We start from the raw sequence: 16,179 nt of genomic DNA on the forward strand, positions 1-16,179 counted from the left end.
AAAATGAATACTTTCAGCAACACAGAACGCTGAAGCAATCTATCACAACATCTTAAATAGTATCATCCCTACATATTATCGGGGTCAAATGTCAATCTTTCTTCTGGAGATTTCTCCATAATGGCATTTTTTGAGCTGAGCCATAAAAATGTACCAATGAGACAAGCAAAGATTTCTGAAATAGTCATTGACCATATTACTCCATTTAACTGAAACAAAAAGTTCCCCAGTATGATGATTGGAATTAGAGCAACGCCCCTTGAAACTGACATAATATTAGATTGAAAACCTTTCCCAAATGCTTGAAACATACTGGTTAAAAGTCCTGAGATACCTGCAAATAATGTGGAAAGTAGTAGTGCTGAGAGAATTACAATACCAACTTTTATAACAACTTCATCTGAGCTAAACAATTGAAGAATCTGTGTGCGGAATATAAACAATACAACTGCAATTGCAAGAATAATACTTACCAGATAAAATGCGGTTGTTTTTAAAACTGTATTCAAACGCTGGGTATTGTTGGAAGCGTAAGAATATGCAATTAGGGGGACGACACCCATGTATAGTCCCATACCAATAAAATCTGATATCTGGCATATACGATTTGCTACACCAAAAGCAGCAACAACATAGTCGCCATATATAGCGGCATAATTGTTAAACATTAGGCTTGAAACAATTAAAAATCCAGACAGTAGGAAAGCGGAGATGCCGATCTTAAAGATGTTGAAGAGAATTTCTCTATTCGGCTTAAAATCTTTGATACTGACACTCTGAACTTGACTTTTTCTTATAAAATGATAAATGTAATAAACGACGGCACAAACATTCCCAATAACAGTCGCAACCGCAGCTCCCATAACATCCATGTGGAGAGGAAATATGAATATAGGGTCAAGAAGGATATTGACAATAACGCTGAGGATCATTCCGATCATAGATTCGGTAGCAGCGCCTTCTCCTCTAACCATTTGGGCTAGCGTGAAATTGGCAATTACAAACGGGCTACCGATGGTATAAGCAATTACAAAAGACTTTGTGCTGAGTTGAGCTTCTCCTGTGGCACCCAGTAGTTTCAAGATAGGTGATATGGCGGGAAGGCAGATCAGCATAAACACAATTCCCGAAAGCAGGGAGAGATAAAAATTTACGGAAGAAGCTATTTTTACTTTGTTTATATCTTTTTCCCCTAACAATCTTGAAATATATGTGCTGCCTCCCGTACCAAATAGCTCCCCAAGTGCCATAAGAATGGTGGTAAAAGGTAAAGCAAGTGTTATTGATGCAAGCATTGATGTATTATCTAGTTTACCAATAAAATAAGCATCTGTAATGTTATAAATCATATTGACAATCATACCTAAAATCATAGGGATTGCCATGTGAGCAATTGCTTTTGGTACAGGGGATTTTTCGAGATAATAGAGTGTATCTTTTTTTGTGTTGTTTTTTGTCATAAATATTCTCCTGTTAATATAAGTTGAATTCTACCTATTTGGGGGTAGCTTGCTAATTTATTTTAGAAATAGTAATAATTTAAAATAGGTATAAATATACCTATTGTCAAAAAAATTGCTCTTATATATGTGATTCTATGGCTAAATTATTATATGTCCGTTTTAGAAACATTAGATAGTCCATTTTTTCCTTTTCTGAAAAGCCCACTAATAATTCCTCTGTTATCGAGGTAAGAATATCAGACATCTCATTAAGGAGTAATGTCGCTTTTTCACTAAGTTCTATAAGTATTGTCCTTCCATCCTTATTTCCGGAACGACGAAGAATAAATCCGTTTTTTTCAAGGCTGTTGAGTAAGCTTGTTACGGATGGGCCTGATATTTGCATGGCTTTACTTAAATATCTTCGACTAATTTCTTGTCCTGAATTTTGTGCGCCATGAATGTGTCCTAAAAGACGGGCCTGTGGTTCGGTAATATCGTATGCAGCTAATCTTTGGTCGTTTTTATACCGTAATACATGGGCTATATTTTTAATATAAAAATCATGAGAAGGTGTATCGCTACGTTTCATGGCAAGTGATCCTTTCTAGATAGGTTGAATTCTATCTAATATTTTATTAGCAAAATTCTAATTTGTCAATGCTCAGATCATGATTTTCTTAAAAGGATTTACTGAAATAGTGTATCTCTATTGGTTATTTTAGTTTTGTAGCTTAAAAATTCTTCATTTGCTCCACCAAATAGTCTATACTCCACATTAAATCAATTCCAAGCATTGTATTGAAGCACCATTGGTAAAACAATCTGAATCAACCTTTTTCATAAACTAATATTATAAATCTGAATAAGTATCTTAGAATTATTTTCTGGACATATATACAACCCTTAATTAATTTTAAATTTGTTTACCTTAAGTTTAAGTTTTTAATATATTAAATTTAATATGGTGTATACCCAAATGTCTATCTCAAAGTAAGTGGTGTTGTAATTCTGCACAAAACAAACTATATATAAGTTAGAATGTGATAAAAAAGACTATATCTTGTAGATATAGTCTTTTTTATCACTCATGGAGATGAAGCACCTGTTAAGGTATCCACTATATAAGCTGATATTAATTTTAAAGATGTTTTACTAACAACTTTCGTATTAAGACATTATTTCAATATTCATTTTTTCAATATCTTGCGTAATTTTAATAGATGGATCAATAAATTTTAAATTTTCCAAACTACACGGAAAATATGCTACCCCATCTCGAATTTCAATTTTTCCATCTAAACTATAGGTATCATCAAAGGGTATAATTGTTATTGTATTGTTTTTGCAAGATATTTGTATAAGCCCTGCATTTGTATTTGCAGTTATCTCAATCATTTGATTATCTCCACCCATCCACTTGAGCTTATAATTATGATCAGAACTATCATTCAACACTGTAATAGCCTGTCTTAAAGGGATCATCAAAAATCCATTACTAACGTATGGCGCATTCTGTATTTCAAAAAACATTCCTTCGCATTCCACATAGGTTTTTCCTTCTGTAAAATTAAATTTTTTGCATATTAAAATAGCATCTTTCCCTTGCCTTTCCTCATTAACAAATGTAACGTCATATGGATCGACAATTTTTCGGATTTCCGTTTCTGTTTCCGGAGACATTTCTACGATGACTATTTCAATTTTCCCTTCATTCACATTGACTTCTTGAATGTCAAAGTTGCGCCTTTGATTCCATATCTTTCCTACCGCGATACCTATCATATGATCATTCGCTATAGTATCATTACAATAAGCAGGAATTACTGTTAAAAAAGAAAATACCATAGATAGTACCAGTGCTGATAGAAATTTCATAAAATCACCCCATTATATAAGTGTTGGAACTTATCCATAGCATATCATAATATTCGGATAAGTTCCTTAAATTTTGTAAACACTTAAAATTATTAATTTTTTAAATTTAGCTTATATTCTTCTACCTACAGTCATTTATGTTGTACGTGTAGACAACATTTCATAGCGATGTACAAAAAGAAGCTAATATAATACCTAAAAGTTATTAATAGAAAAATCTAAGTATAAAAATTATATCCAGATATTAAGGTCATATTCTTTTCCAACTATTTGTTTGGAATAAGTAGCACCAATCACAATTCCGACGGTAGTTAACGTAAGATTTTTAAGAGAAGAATTATTCCAGATTTCAAACACCTCTTTAACTGGTGGGAGCAGTTCAATTACTTTGTTTTTAATTTCCTCCCCACTCATAAGGTTTTCATCAAATAAAGCGTTGTATTTCTTTATTGTCATTTTCATCGGCAATATTTTGATCGTTCAAGAATTCATCATTAATAGCATTTATTTGCCATAATTCTTTATTGTTTAAGCATGGTAAAAATAGAGTCGGATACTTATTTCTTAATTCTTCAATCTCAGCAAGAGGTATTCCTTTTAAAAATAGTCCCTTATATGTACGGCTAATTATATGCTCAAATCTTAATTCCGAGCTGCTGACTTGACCACAGCGAGTGTATTCTAAGTGTTGATATAAAGAATTCTTTTTTAAATCACCTACAAAGTGTGGAAGGAGACTTGTTAATAAATATTCTTTTAATGAATTATGGTTATTAACTGATTTGCTTATTGTGAATCTTAGCATAAAACATATCGCTAGAATGTTTAGTTGTTGTGGGAGCAACATGGGAACAATATTTAGCGATTCATTAAGAGTTAATTGCAATAGAGTACGTTTGCTCTCTTTAATCCTATTAAACAGTAATTCTGACAAGATATTTTCTAACTCATCAGTTCCAACTCGAATATATGCTTTTTGGGCATTAACGTAGGAAAATTGTAAATCAGGATTTTTAAATTCTTCTAAAAATATTTTCGTTTTTGGTTTTTTCATCAGCAAGTTTTTGAATAATATTATTTCTTAATTTTTCTTCACGTTCCTTTGCAGTTATTAAAGCTTCCTCTTTATATGTTGAAAGTTCGGATTGAATTAAATCTGTGCAAAGCGACTTAACATCAGTATAGCTCAACCCATATTGATTAATCTGCTCTTTAATCTGCACATTATGTGACCCAATACCACCTTTCTGCTCCAAAACAGCATCACTCATTATCTTTTCCTCCATAGTTATTTTGAACACCTATCTGAACTCCATAGGAATGATTTTTGTTTTCTTGTCGATATATTATTTTGGAATGTTTGGTGTTTTTTCTAATAAGAAAACCTCTTATTAATCCAATAAATGCCACAGCTAAGGTTACGCCAACACCGCTAAATACCCATTCTTTGTTGCTAACAATCCATGCCCACATTACTGAAACCTCCTCAATAACTGTTTCGCTATCTTCATATTCCTTAAAAAATTTCAAATCATCAAAAAATTCACGTCCAAGAAAAGAGATTTTTTGAGTAATTATACCATAATCCCAATAAATGACAACATATTCCATAATTTTCTTCTGCAATCTTCATCAAATCTGAATTAACTCCTTCTATAAATTATTACAAGTGGTGCGGCGGGAGAAATCGAACTGACAATGCATATTGAAATTTCAAACACTGGAACGATTTCATTTATAATAGACCCGTCTGTAATAAATGCAACCAAAAAAGATTTAGAAAAGCATGATAGTTCTTCTGTTGCACATAAGTCAGCTTTTGATAAAAAAGCAGACACCATAGAATTGGATAGGCATAGAAATAATTTAGATATTCATGTGAACGCCACCACAATGGAGAACTATAACACAGCAATTTCAGGGTTAATTGATCACACGGAAAACACGGCAGTACATACAAATGCTACAGAAAAGGCGGAATGGACAGCAGGCGCGAAAACAGCAACACAGGCGGCGGAAACAGCCGCACAAAATAGTATTCGGTATGCTGAATTGGCGAGTAGGATTTCCCGGGTAGAAGATGGTCTTCAGCAATGTTACAGGAAATCCGTTCCTTGTCTCCTTTGATTCTCTTGACGGTATAGCCATTGTAAAAGGTGTTTGGAACAGCGCACGAAAAAGAATTGAGTGCTGATTTTAAAGAAAGAGGGTGAAAGTTATGGCAAAAGTGTTAAGTTCTTTACCAATAGGAGCACTTATTAAAGATACAGGGACGCTTTACAATAGGAAGCCTATTATATGGAAAATTGTTGACAAGAACCATTCTGGTTACCCGTCTGGGGCAATTACCTTGATGTCTGACAGAGTTATTTCGATAAAATGTTTTGATGCGAAGGAAGAATATAACAGCATTGATGATCGAAAATCGTTTGGTAATAACCGTTATATTTATTCAAATATACGTCAATGGCTAAACAGCCAAGCTGGAGCAAGCAAATGGTATACCGCACAGCACGGACAGGATGCGCCGCCAACTAGCGCAAATGTTGGAGGCGGAAAAAATGCATATGACATGGAAGCGGGCTTTCTTAATGGATTTTCGGAAAAAATGCGAAACTCGTTGCTTGAAACAACGCTAATCGTTGGTAAAAATACACGTACTGATGGTGGCAGTTATGAAATGTGCATTGACAAGGTTTTTCTTCCGTCAGTATCAGAAATGGGACTTGAAAACGGTATTATAGAGGGAAGTAAATTTTCGGCGTTTGATTCTGATATTTCTCGTCTTGCTTATCCTACCGCCGAGTGTGTAAGCAAAAGTGAATATAAGGACACAAGCTTAAATACGTCTGCCCCGTGGTATTATTGGTTACGTACACCGTATGCGACCAATGAGTATTACGTGAACCTTGTCTATTATACTGGTGTGTTAGGCGTCTATTTTGCATACCATGAGTATAGGGGTGTTCGACCGCTTTGTAATTTGTCATCTGAGATTTTAGTTTCTGATATCAGTGATAGCGATAACATCTACACAATTGTATGGGGGAATCCACCTTCTACTCCTTCAAATATCTATGTTCCAACAGTGGTTCGTGGAGGAGAAGCAATAGCAATCAGTTGGGGGAGTTCCACCGATGAAGATAATAACATTTCGGGATACATCCTTGAAAGGCGGTTTGACAATGGATTGTGGACACAGCTTTACAAGGGGATTAACCGAACGTTCACAGATTTAATTACATTTGGTTGGGAATCTGTGGCTTACCGCGTAAAGGCATATGATAGTACGGGCTTAAGTTCGGAATATCAAACCAGCGCAACAAGAGCTGTTTATAATAACACACCTCCCACCATTAGCGGGAGTGACGGCAGTTTAGGGCTTAAGACGGGTGCGTTCAATCAGCAATACACCGTTACAGATTCAGACAGTGGACAAACAATCACGGTTGTTGAGAAAATCGATGGAGTGCAAAAGCGGAGTTATACCGCAACCAGCGGTCAAAGCTATTCATTCAATGTCACAGCGACAGAATGGATAAAGCTATTAAATGGGTCGCATACAATGACAATTACGGCTAGTGACAATGTAGGGGGAACGACAACCCGTACCTATACATTCACGAAGAATGAAACGGAAATAGAACTGACCCTTGCGGCACCTCTCCCTGCGGATGATTTGGTATCAAAAGCTATTATGAGCGTTACAAGGGAAATTCCAGCGGGTGCAACATTTACCGTTGAGGTTTGTAACAATGGAAATGACGTATCCCCAACATGGGAGGACGTGACAAATGCCGTACTTGGCAATAGTAAATTCTTTTTGTCAAACACAACAAAAACAGCCGCCGCATGGGGTTTCAATTTCCGTATCAAAGTGAAGCGGAATAATGCCACGGGCGACTGTTTTATTATATCGGCAGGGGGTAACTTTGAATGAGCGTACAACACAAAGAAGATAGTATAAAAGCACTGAAAAACAGAAAATCTGTTGATGATTTGTCACAGGACAGCAATTTGACTAGCACTGCCATTTTGGAGTTGCACGAACAACAGGAATTGACGAATAAAGCTATTCTTGAATTGTTTGAACAAATGGAAAACGGGGAGGTGTAAAGATGCAGATTACAGCCATTGGACAAATTTATTGGCAAAAGGTGAAGGATAATGAGAGAACGTATGCCAGCGTTGCAAATTCAAAAAAGGAAGAAGTAAAGTCTCTTGCTTTGGAAGAAGTGAATTCTGGCAAGCTGACGGAAGCGGAATATCAAAATTTGCTTGGTGAAGAATTCACGGCATTGTAATGTTATTTTAAATAGATAAATAGTGCGCCCCGATACATTCAGTGTGTCGGGGTTATTTGTGAGGTGAAAAGAATGAATGATTTTGCCGCCGTATTAGGCGTTGTAAGTACATTTTGCGCCATTATGTTTGGGTATACAACTTTTATCAGAAATAAAAAGAGTGATGCTTCCCAGAATGGAGCACAAAACGGTACAGTTCTGACGGAAATAGGATACATCAAGTCTGGTGTTGATGATATTAAGCGCAAACAGGAGCGTCAGGAAGAAAAACAAGAATCACAGCACATAGAAGTTATTTCGCGCCTGACCAGCGTTGAAGCATCCTCTAAACAGGCGCACAAGCGAATTGATCGGCTGGAGGGTATTTCAGATTAAAGAAGGGCGGTGCCATTGTGGAATATTTAATTAGTGTTGCCGCAGGTTTTGTTGCGGGCATTGCCGGGGTTTGCCTTGTTGAAATGATTAGAAAAAGCCGCCGCCGCAGAAAAAAGAGGGAACAGAACGGCGAAAAAGAAAAATTTGAGTTTTCAAAGCTTATTCTTTTAGCTGTGCTTGCTACTTACTTTTGGGGTTTATCTGTGGGAACAAAGATTGTTTTTATGGATTTCACCCAATTGGGTGTTTGGCTTGCCTACATAGGAACACCGACAACAATTGCAATCGGGTTTTATGCTTGGAAAGCAAAAGCAGAAAATATTGTGAAGATCAAACAAGCGAATCCCACCGAAACAGAGGGAGTGCCTATTGATTTGAATAACATTACACCTTAAAAATGGAGGGGTAAAGATGGGAATTACAAAGGAACAGGAAAGTTTCATTTCAAGAGTTGGGAGCATTGCCAAAGCGGACATGCAGAAAAGCGGTGTACTTGCTTCCTTAACTATTGCCCAGGCAATTATTGAAAGTAACTGGGGGAAATCAGGGCTGACGGTCCAGGCAAACGCCCTTTTTGGTATTAAGGCGGGGTCAGCATGGAAAGGGAAGGTTTACAGTGCAAAAACGGAAGAATGTTACGACGGCGTAAATAATACCACTATTACAGCACTTTTTCGCGCTTATGATAGTTGGGAAGAATCTATTTCCGATCATTCAGCATTGCTTACAAGGCTAACACGATATAAAACAGTTGTCGGGGAAACAGACTACAAAAGGGCTTGTGTCGCGATAGAGGCGGCAGGATATGCAACAGACCCCGCATATTCGGATAAGCTTATAAACACTATTGAAACCTATGGGTTGAATGCGTTCGACGGTACGTGCAAACTATCAAGTGGGGCAAGTGTTAATGTTGCGAAAGGAGTAGGAAAAATGAATAGTTCGGAGTTTTTAAAAAAGCTTCAACATATTGTTGATAATTATAAAACGCTTTATGTGATGGGGTGTTTTGGCGCACCGTTAACAGGTGGAAACGTGTTAAGATATTGCACAAATCACACCTTCAACAAACAAGCGGCAAGAACTTCAATGATAAAGGCGGCGGCAAATAAGAAACCGCCTGTTTTTGGTTTCGACTGTGTGTGTCTGATTAAAGGTGTTTTGTGGGGGTGGAGTGGCGACGCTTCAAAGACGTACGGTGGCGCAGGATATGCGGTAAATGGTGTTCCAGATGTTTCCGCCGACGGAATGATTGAAAAATGCACAGGTGTTTCAACAAACTTCAAAAACATTGTACCCGGTGAAGCGGTATGGCTACCCGGTCACATTGGAGTTTATATTGGAAATGGGAAGGTTATTGAATGTACCCCAGCTTTCAAAAACTGTGTTCAGGTTACAGCATGTTTAAATATTGGGGCTATTTCAGGGATGAATGGACGCAAGTGGGTTAAACATGGAAAGCTACCTTATATAAGCTATGAGGGCGGAACACCCGTACAACCAGTAGAAATGCCACAGAATACAAGAACAATAAAGCCGGGAAGCACGGTGAAATTAAAGTCTGGGGCGAAAACTTATGGGGGCGGAGATTTAGCAAGTTTTGTATATACCCGTGAACACGTTGTAAAAGAGATTGCAGGAAATCGTGCGGTTATATCATACGGCGGTATTGTGGTGGCGGCGGTAAAACTTTCTGATCTTACGTTGATTAAATAAGGGGGAATATAATAATGAAGTTAATTAACCTTTTGATTGCAAACTGGGATAGTGTAGTGGTTGTAGTTGCATTTATTGCTTTTCTGGTTGTGCTTATTAAGCGTGGACAAACAAAAATTCTGAAACAGGTTCTTTTTAACCTAGTAACGCAAGCAGAAAAGCAATTCGGGAGCGGCACGGGTGAATTGAAGTATGCCGCTGTTTCAGACTGGATTTACCATCGTATCCCGGCAATACTGCGGCTACTTTTTACGGAAAAAGATATTGCAAATATGATTGAAGCTGTGCTTCAAGAAGCAAGGAAAGCGTGGGGTAAGAATGATAATATTAAAAGCTATATTAACCCACCCTGATATGTACCCAGTTTTCTGGACACATCATTATCTAATTAAATAGTTAGACACTAATGCTGGATGTCTTCCTGTAGATTACAGGAGGCATCCAGTTTGTTTTTGATTGGATTCTTTTATTATTGTAGTAATCTATATATTCATTAATTGCGTTAGAAAATTTTTCGAAAGATTCAAAATCTTTTTCGTGTCCATAAAACATTTCTGTTTTGAGCCTACCAAAGAAAGTCTCCATAATACAATTATCATAACAGTTTCCTTTTCGAGACATTGACTGAATAATTCCATGTTTCTTTAACTCATTGCGATAATATGTATGTTGGTACTGCCAACCCTGATCAGAATGAAAAACAATTTCGTTAGTATTTTTAAATTTACGAAATGCTTTTTCAAGCATGCTAGAAATTTGTTTCAGGTTTCGTCTTCTTGATAGGTCATATGAAATAACTTCATTAGTATTCATATCTAAAATTGGCGACAGATAGCATTTTCCCCATGATAAATTAAACTGTGATACATCGGTTGTCCATTTTTGTAATGGAGCGGTAGTACTGAAATCTCTATTTATGAGATTACCAGCAATTCTTCCTACTTCACCTTTGTATGAGTGGTATTTCTCCTTAGGATGTTTGCCAGCTAACATCATCTTGTGCATCAATCGTTGTACTTTTTTGTGATTAATAGTATATCCTCTGTTTAATATTTCTTGATAAACTCTTCGAACGTCATATCGATGTTTATTATCATCAAAAATCCTTTTGATTTAGTACGTTCTTTACATGTCGAAGGATGCCTTAATGCATCAATTCCGTGAATGTCTGCAATCTTTTCCCAAGAAACAATGCGTTTTCTAAAATTCTTTTGTCCAATCCCTTTTGGTGTCTCTGTCCACTGTTTATTTCTATATAGTTCGACACAATTTAATTTAAATAAAAAATCATATTTCACGTAAAAACCCCCTTTACTGGTATTGTCCAGTAAAGGGGGTACATATCACCCTTACTAGAGCCTATAGAGGGCTTTTTTATTAAAGAGGAAGTGGAACAAGAAGCGTAAAAGGTTAAGCAAATAAAATTTGTAGGAAAGCCCGTCCAGTTCATGTAGAGACGGGCTTTTTTGTATTACTGGACATTTGTGTATTACAGTTTCTGTATTGTATGCGGTTTTTTTAAAAGAGATACCGGAGAAAGAAACAATTCTAATTATATGATTGATTAAAGTAAGTTTAAATAAGTGCTTTGCCATTTGGGGAAAAATGCGAAAAATGTTAAATAAATAAAAAAATATTGGGAAATTATGTCTAAGCGTTGTATAATAAAAAGTAATCAATAAGAAAGAAAAGTTTGTAACTAAATAATGTGAATGGAGAAAATATGAAAAATTATAGAAATACGATTAAAATTATAATTATTGTGACTGCCATAGCTTTTTTAACTATGATGTCATTAGAATACAAAGTTGATGTAAAAATTATGAAATTTTTTATAGGACATAGAGAATTTTATATAAACTTGTTAATAGGAATTTGTACAGGAGGACTAATGGCATTAATCCCGTTAGTTATCTTATATTTTTCATTAAAAGAAAAGACAAGAGTAAAAGTGCATTATAATTTAAAATTATTTCTTCACCGAATAAAAACATTTGAATTATATATAAATCTAAATTCTCTCAGTACTATATCAGAGAATAGTGATGTAGTTTTAAAAGCTTATCAAGAAACTTATGAAATGAAGGCTATTTTTGTGGAGTTATCATTGGATGAAGTAAAGAAATTATTAGGTATGGAAATATTTGATATTATGAATGATATTATTTCTACAACTACCAAATTAGGCTATGATATTTTTAAATCACCTGGGAAAGCGGGAAATTTTAAAGAAACATATTTAAAAGAAATTAAACATCCAATTAAAAAGCTGGAGACATTTATTGAAAAATCAAATTTGTTGGAAGGAACATAATATTATATAACTTCTTTTAGATATTTTGTAGGTACAAGCCAGTCGTAATTCGCGCTGGGTAAAAGATTTTTGTTTATAAGTCGATTAGATATAATAGTCATTAGTTTTTAAAAGGATGGAGCAATTATGTTAAATTACGGAAATCTAAATGATGTTGAATTTGAATACTTATGCCAAGATATTATGTCAAAGAAGCTAGGTGTGCCTATGCGTCGTTTTGCCAGTGGAAAAGATGGTGGTATTGATCTTGCAGATTCAACACACAATCCTAAAATTATTGTTCAGGTGAAGCATTACATTAAAACAGATATTAACGGATTAATTCGTTCATTGCAAAAAGAAATTGATAAGGTAAAAAAAATTAAGTCTATACAATATTATATTTGTTGTTCAAAAGAGTTATCGGCAAAAAAAATAAATGAAATTTATACTATTTTTTTAGATTATATGGATTCAGACAAGAGTGTCATAACTATTAATGAAATAGATGAGTTTTTAACTGATAAAGAAAATATTGATGTTTTAAGAAAGCATTATAAGCTTTGGATTTCTTCAACAAACATTTTACAAGATTTAAATAATAATGATATTTTTATTGATTGTGAATCACTGCTCTCATCTAGTAGTAAAGACGAAAAGTACTTTGTACAAACTGATGCATATAATCAAGCACTAAGATGCTTGTCTAAATACAAAACTTTATTTTTAATTGGCGATCCAGGTGTAGGCAAAACTGTAACATCCAAGATGTTAATTTTATATTATGCGGCAAAAGGATATCGGGTGAGGTATACTACAGATGTTACGAATTTAGCTTCTTTAAAGAGATCGCTGGTTCAAGATAGAAATGCCAAAGAAATAATATTGTTAGATGACTGCTTTGGACAAGCCTATTTTGAAATGAAATTATCTCAAGGTACTGAGTTATTGTCTTTGATAAGATTTGTTAATGCATCAAAAAACAAGGTGTTAATTTTAAATTCGAGAGTAACGATATTTCAGGAGGCACGCAAAAAGACACCTGAAATTGTAAGTAGCTTGGAAAATAAAGAATTTAAGGTACAAATGATTAATATGTCAGCTATATCCGACTTGGAAAAGGCGAAAATTTTGTATAATCATATGTATTTTAGGACAAAAGACGAAAAATATTTCCAAGTAATTAAAGCTAGTAAAAATTATCTGAAAATAATCAAACACAAAAACTATAATCCTCGTATTATTGAATTTGTTTCAAATCCCAACAAATATAAAGACATCACTGAAAGTAAATATTTTGATTTTATTATTCAAAGTTTAGATAATCCTCATATGGTTTGGAACAATGAATATGAAGATCGAATACAAATAGTTGACAGATGTTTGTTAATGACTCTTTATTCATTAACAAATACAATTGCTTCTTATGAATTAACAGAAAAGTGTTTTATTAAAAGGTTGAAAAATATGTCTGGTATAGATTCAACCATTAATCAATTTGAATGTTCATTAACAAGACTTCAAGAGTCTTTTATAAAAATAATTGACGACAACGGTCATAAAAAACTATCAATGGTAAATCCATCCGTAAATGATTATTTAAAATCAAAGCTTGAGGGGAACCCTCTGGAGTTAAATAATATTCTTAAATCTGCAGGGACAATAACTCAGTATATAAGGTTAAATGCGAATGAAAAAATATCTGATCTTTTTAAAACAGGTGATATTTTAGAATTGATTTTTGAAAGTGAATTTGAAAAAAATAGATATATAACAGAATTTATAGTGAACAATTCAATTACAAATATATCCTATAAAAATAATATATATTATTATCTTGAATATTTTGAAAATGATATTGCATATGAAGAAAAAGCCAATATATTAATTAGACTTTTTAATAAAGAAATATTTTATTTTTATGGATTAGATAAATTTCTTTTGAATTTAGAAATTTTTGGAGATATATTGTCGGGATTTGAATTTAAAGATTTACCTCTTATTTTTTTAACATGTTATCACTATTTTGAAGGAGTAGAAGGATTTATAACAATGTGTGAAGAAATAGTTGATAATGCGATATATTTTTGCTGTGATTCAGTTGATGCCACATTATTTGACGTCAATATAGGATTGTGGTTGGATGAAAATGAAAATATATATATTGAAGAAGGAAATGAGAAATATATATATGAAACTATTAAAGAAATTGAAAATTATATCAAAAATATTGTGATAAATGAGATTGCTGAAATTTTGAACGAATTACCTTCAAATTTGGGTGTCTGGTTTAAAAATACACTTTGCCATCATGTAAATGTTGAAGGTGTTGAGGATATGGTAACTGCCTATATAAAAGATGACTATGATAGAGAAGATGATTGTTACTATTATGAACCTAGTTCTGACCATGATATAGATTTAATCTTTAATAGATAGTAAGTCTGAGCGAGGGGAGTTAATCTTAAAGAATTTTAGTAAATATTTTGGATGAGTTGCTGAAAGATATAGAAAAAAGCACTGGCACAGTAAGCTTGTGCTAGTGCTTTTTTTGCTATACGTTTTCCTTAATACCTGACCATTACAAGTAATTCGATTTTGTAAAAGATGTGTTCGGATATAAGTTTTCTATCAGGTATATACTAAATTAGCACATACGTTTTTTTCTGATGTTCATAAATGTCATCATTAAAAATCTTCATCATCAGAAATGTTATGGCTAATATAGACTTTATTTTTAATAATGGTAGTATTGACCCCATAACTCTCCAAAAACTTTATAACATCTTCACTTATTCCATCCCATGAATTATCCCATGACTTATCAAAGTATTTTGAACAATCACTAATTATCATAAAGTCCCTTAATGAACCTAAGAAGTTTCTATATCTTTTATATTCTTTTGTTTTTTTGTTATAGTTAAGTGGAAAAATATTATCTAGTTCTCTTATAGTATTAATGCCAAACCGCTTCAATTCTTCTATAATTAATTTATCTGCACCATTAAATGTTGCTTCAATTATATTAACATCTAGCTTACTACTAAGATATTCATGAAGAGATGAAGAGTCTATTGGGATATCTGCTTTCCCGTTAGTATTTTTAATCTGTTCTTCTATTACTTGTGTGTATGCTTCTAACTCATCTGCGATATTCTGAAACTGACTGTCTATAAGCTCAAGAGCTCCAGCTATCATATAAAACTTTCTGTTAATCTCTGTTGGCAGCACTCCACTAAATTTATAATTATTATCATGTGAGATTTCAGCCCAAGAATGTTGAAGCAAGGTTCTGATCTGTATTTCACATGACATATCTTTATAAATATTGTTTTCAGGTAACTCTTTCCGTGTTTGATTGTAAGATAGTATATAATGGACAGATAAATATCCAAATTCATTTTCTTTTAATTCACTTTTCTTGTTTATTGAATTACTTTTATCTATACTAAATTCTTTTTCTAATATATTGCATATTCTTTCCACATCTTTTTGAACGTATGTGACAACCCTAATCCCAACAACATCCATTATTTGACTTATATCACTATATTTATCTTTTTTACATTTTTCCAAAAAGCTAGTTTTCTGCTTAACTCTTCCAGAAATACTACTATAATTAATTCCTGCATTTTTAATTAATCGTTCGACTAATTCTGTTATGTCGTTACAATATTTTGAATAATTATCTTTATGAGTTTCATACCATTTTGCTGCCCGTGTTATTGACTGTCCATTCATATTATCTACCCCTTACTAAATAATTTTATCTTCAATCATCTAATAAACAATTAAAATATTATAACATATTTTAACAAAAAACTCTTTGATTTGATAAATTTTTTATAGTCGTAATTTCATAAAAATCTAAATTATACAAATGATTATAGGATCAGGAGGATAATCATACCAATCACAGAAAAGGCGACCATCACAAGCAAATACATCTTTTCGAAAGAACAGGAAACATAAGTTTTTGCTAACCATAGAATAGGAAGAGAAGAAATCAAAAGTGAGAGGCATGAATAAGTTACAGAATAAGTTTTTAGTATAAAAAAAGAACTAATACAAAAAGTTTGTATTAGTTCTTTTTTAGTTACACGTTTTTTTCAATTCCTGATACCATTACGAGCAATCCGTTTTTGTAAAAGATGTGTTCGGATATAACACA

At 33.6% G+C, this 16,179-nt stretch carries 20 protein-coding genes; 10 read left to right on the plus strand and 10 right to left on the minus strand.

The annotated features are described in order from the left end of the window. Nucleotides 1-68: 68 nt before the first annotated feature. From NE558_RS09960 to NE558_RS09990, 7 genes are all read right to left on the minus strand, one after another. Nucleotides 69-1,460, minus strand: coding sequence for an MATE family efflux transporter (locus NE558_RS09960; protein ID WP_256149902.1), 1,392 nt, complete (start codon nt 1,458-1,460; stop codon nt 69-71). Between the two features lie 121 nt (nt 1,461-1,581). After that, entirely contained in the window at nt 1,582-2,034 is a 453-nt protein-coding gene (locus NE558_RS09965; protein ID WP_256149903.1) for a MarR family winged helix-turn-helix transcriptional regulator, read from the minus strand. A gap of 578 nt (nt 2,035-2,612) precedes the next feature. Then, the gene (locus NE558_RS09970; RefSeq protein ID WP_256149904.1) at nt 2,613-3,320 is read right to left on the minus strand and encodes a hypothetical protein; all 708 of its coding nucleotides are present in this window, start codon (nt 3,318-3,320) and stop codon (nt 2,613-2,615) included. A gap of 231 nt (nt 3,321-3,551) precedes the next feature. Then, nucleotides 3,552-3,734 carry an LPO_1073/Vpar_1526 family protein gene (locus tag NE558_RS09975; protein WP_256149905.1) on the minus strand — a complete coding sequence of 61 codons (183 nt, stop codon included), beginning with the start codon at nt 3,732-3,734 and terminating at the stop codon, nt 3,552-3,554. 10 nt (nt 3,735-3,744) lie between these two features. Next, a complete protein-coding gene (locus NE558_RS09980; RefSeq protein ID WP_256149906.1) occupies nt 3,745-4,374 on the minus strand; it encodes an LPO_1073/Vpar_1526 family protein in 630 nt (209 codons plus the stop codon). Beyond that, the gene (locus tag NE558_RS09985; protein WP_256149907.1) at nt 4,334-4,591 is read right to left on the minus strand and encodes a hypothetical protein; all 258 of its coding nucleotides are present in this window, start codon (nt 4,589-4,591) and stop codon (nt 4,334-4,336) included. Before NE558_RS09985 ends, NE558_RS09980 begins: the two co-directional genes overlap by 41 nt. Continuing rightward, entirely contained in the window at nt 4,584-4,931 is a 348-nt protein-coding gene (locus NE558_RS09990) for a hypothetical protein (RefSeq protein WP_256149908.1), read from the minus strand. Before NE558_RS09990 ends, NE558_RS09985 begins: the two co-directional genes overlap by 8 nt. Before the next feature lie 87 nt (nt 4,932-5,018). On the opposite strand from NE558_RS09990, the gene NE558_RS09995 reads away from it, so the two are divergent. From NE558_RS09995 to NE558_RS10030, 8 genes are all read left to right on the plus strand, one after another. After that, entirely contained in the window at nt 5,019-5,447 is a 429-nt protein-coding gene (locus NE558_RS09995; protein WP_256149909.1) for a hypothetical protein, read from the plus strand. Nucleotides 5,448-5,538: 91 nt separating this feature from the next. Next, nucleotides 5,539-7,260 carry a DUF6273 domain-containing protein gene (locus tag NE558_RS10000; protein WP_256149910.1) on the plus strand — a complete coding sequence of 574 codons (1,722 nt, stop codon included), beginning with the start codon at nt 5,539-5,541 and terminating at the stop codon, nt 7,258-7,260. Further along, nucleotides 7,257-7,436: a hypothetical protein gene (locus NE558_RS10005; protein ID WP_256149911.1), complete on the plus strand. Its 180-nt coding sequence runs from the start codon at nt 7,257-7,259 to the stop codon at nt 7,434-7,436. The genes NE558_RS10000 and NE558_RS10005 overlap by 4 nt, the downstream gene beginning before the upstream one ends. A gap of 2 nt (nt 7,437-7,438) precedes the next feature. Further along, entirely contained in the window at nt 7,439-7,624 is a 186-nt protein-coding gene (locus NE558_RS10010; RefSeq protein ID WP_256149912.1) for a hypothetical protein, read from the plus strand. Between the two features lie 72 nt (nt 7,625-7,696). Further along, nucleotides 7,697-7,999, plus strand: a complete 303-nt coding sequence (locus NE558_RS10015) for a hypothetical protein (protein WP_256149914.1) — start codon at nt 7,697-7,699, stop codon at nt 7,997-7,999. Nucleotides 8,000-8,016: 17 nt separating this feature from the next. Further along, nucleotides 8,017-8,394, plus strand: coding sequence for a hypothetical protein (locus NE558_RS10020; RefSeq protein ID WP_256149915.1), 378 nt, complete (start codon nt 8,017-8,019; stop codon nt 8,392-8,394). 16 nt (nt 8,395-8,410) lie between these two features. Beyond that, complete coding sequence (locus NE558_RS10025) at nt 8,411-9,715, plus strand: glycoside hydrolase family 73 protein (RefSeq protein WP_256149916.1); 1,305 nt, start codon at nt 8,411-8,413, stop codon at nt 9,713-9,715. A 14-nt stretch (nt 9,716-9,729) separates the two neighbouring features. Further along, nucleotides 9,730-10,068, plus strand: a complete 339-nt coding sequence (locus NE558_RS10030; RefSeq protein WP_256149917.1) for a hypothetical protein — start codon at nt 9,730-9,732, stop codon at nt 10,066-10,068. A gap of 43 nt (nt 10,069-10,111) precedes the next feature. Here NE558_RS10030 and NE558_RS10035 read toward each other — a convergent pair whose 3' ends face one another. Together NE558_RS10035 and NE558_RS10040 are read right to left on the minus strand one after the other, a co-directional pair. Beyond that, nucleotides 10,112-10,828: an IS3 family transposase gene (locus NE558_RS10035; RefSeq protein WP_330643459.1), complete on the minus strand. Its 717-nt coding sequence runs from the start codon at nt 10,826-10,828 to the stop codon at nt 10,112-10,114. Continuing rightward, nucleotides 10,762-11,013 (minus strand): hypothetical protein, encoded by a 252-nt coding sequence (locus tag NE558_RS10040; RefSeq protein WP_256149918.1) that lies wholly within the window; start codon nt 11,011-11,013, stop codon nt 10,762-10,764. Before NE558_RS10040 ends, NE558_RS10035 begins: the two co-directional genes overlap by 67 nt. Nucleotides 11,014-11,438: 425 nt before the next feature. Between NE558_RS10040 and NE558_RS10045 the strand changes: the two genes are divergently transcribed. Further along, nucleotides 11,439-12,029, plus strand: coding sequence for a hypothetical protein (locus tag NE558_RS10045; RefSeq protein WP_256149919.1), 591 nt, complete (start codon nt 11,439-11,441; stop codon nt 12,027-12,029). A gap of 126 nt (nt 12,030-12,155) precedes the next feature. Beyond that, nucleotides 12,156-14,447 (plus strand): restriction endonuclease, encoded by a 2,292-nt coding sequence (locus tag NE558_RS10050; RefSeq protein WP_256149920.1) that lies wholly within the window; start codon nt 12,156-12,158, stop codon nt 14,445-14,447. A 249-nt stretch (nt 14,448-14,696) separates the two neighbouring features. Here NE558_RS10050 and NE558_RS10055 read toward each other — a convergent pair whose 3' ends face one another. After that, on the minus strand, nt 14,697-15,749 hold the full coding sequence (locus tag NE558_RS10055; protein ID WP_256149922.1) for a GTP pyrophosphokinase: 1,053 nt from the start codon (nt 15,747-15,749) through the stop codon (nt 14,697-14,699). Nucleotides 15,750-16,179 lie beyond the last annotated feature (430 nt).

Source organism: Anaerotignum propionicum, from assembly GCF_024461735.1.
Taxonomy (GTDB): Bacteria; Bacillota; Clostridia; order Lachnospirales; family Anaerotignaceae; genus Chakrabartyella.

Bases quoted from the DNA above. Each gene is read 5' to 3' on its own strand.
- NE558_RS09960 (WP_256149902.1), bottom strand. From the start codon at position 1,460: ATGACAAAAAACAACACAAAAAAAGATACACTCTATTATCTCGAAAAA.
- NE558_RS09965 (WP_256149903.1), bottom strand. From the start codon at position 2,034: ATGAAACGTAGCGATACACCTTCTCATGATTTTTATATTAAAAATATA.
- NE558_RS09970 (WP_256149904.1), bottom strand. From the start codon at position 3,320: ATGAAATTTCTATCAGCACTGGTACTATCTATGGTATTTTCTTTTTTA.
- NE558_RS09975 (WP_256149905.1), bottom strand. From the start codon at position 3,734: ATGAGTGGGGAGGAAATTAAAAACAAAGTAATTGAACTGCTCCCACCA.
- NE558_RS09980 (WP_256149906.1), bottom strand. From the start codon at position 4,374: ATGAAAAAACCAAAAACGAAAATATTTTTAGAAGAATTTAAAAATCCT.
- NE558_RS09985 (WP_256149907.1), bottom strand. From the start codon at position 4,591: ATGAGTGATGCTGTTTTGGAGCAGAAAGGTGGTATTGGGTCACATAAT.
- NE558_RS09990 (WP_256149908.1), bottom strand. From the start codon at position 4,931: ATGGAATATGTTGTCATTTATTGGGATTATGGTATAATTACTCAAAAA.
- NE558_RS09995 (WP_256149909.1), top strand. From the start codon at position 5,019: ATGCATATTGAAATTTCAAACACTGGAACGATTTCATTTATAATAGAC.
- NE558_RS10000 (WP_256149910.1), top strand. From the start codon at position 5,539: ATGGCAAAAGTGTTAAGTTCTTTACCAATAGGAGCACTTATTAAAGAT.
- NE558_RS10005 (WP_256149911.1), top strand. From the start codon at position 7,257: ATGAGCGTACAACACAAAGAAGATAGTATAAAAGCACTGAAAAACAGA.
- NE558_RS10010 (WP_256149912.1), top strand. From the start codon at position 7,439: ATGCAGATTACAGCCATTGGACAAATTTATTGGCAAAAGGTGAAGGAT.
- NE558_RS10015 (WP_256149914.1), top strand. From the start codon at position 7,697: ATGAATGATTTTGCCGCCGTATTAGGCGTTGTAAGTACATTTTGCGCC.
- NE558_RS10025 (WP_256149916.1), top strand. From the start codon at position 8,411: ATGGGAATTACAAAGGAACAGGAAAGTTTCATTTCAAGAGTTGGGAGC.
- NE558_RS10030 (WP_256149917.1), top strand. From the start codon at position 9,730: ATGAAGTTAATTAACCTTTTGATTGCAAACTGGGATAGTGTAGTGGTT.
- NE558_RS10045 (WP_256149919.1), top strand. From the start codon at position 11,439: ATGAAAAATTATAGAAATACGATTAAAATTATAATTATTGTGACTGCC.
- NE558_RS10050 (WP_256149920.1), top strand. From the start codon at position 12,156: ATGTTAAATTACGGAAATCTAAATGATGTTGAATTTGAATACTTATGC.
- NE558_RS10055 (WP_256149922.1), bottom strand. From the start codon at position 15,749: ATGAATGGACAGTCAATAACACGGGCAGCAAAATGGTATGAAACTCAT.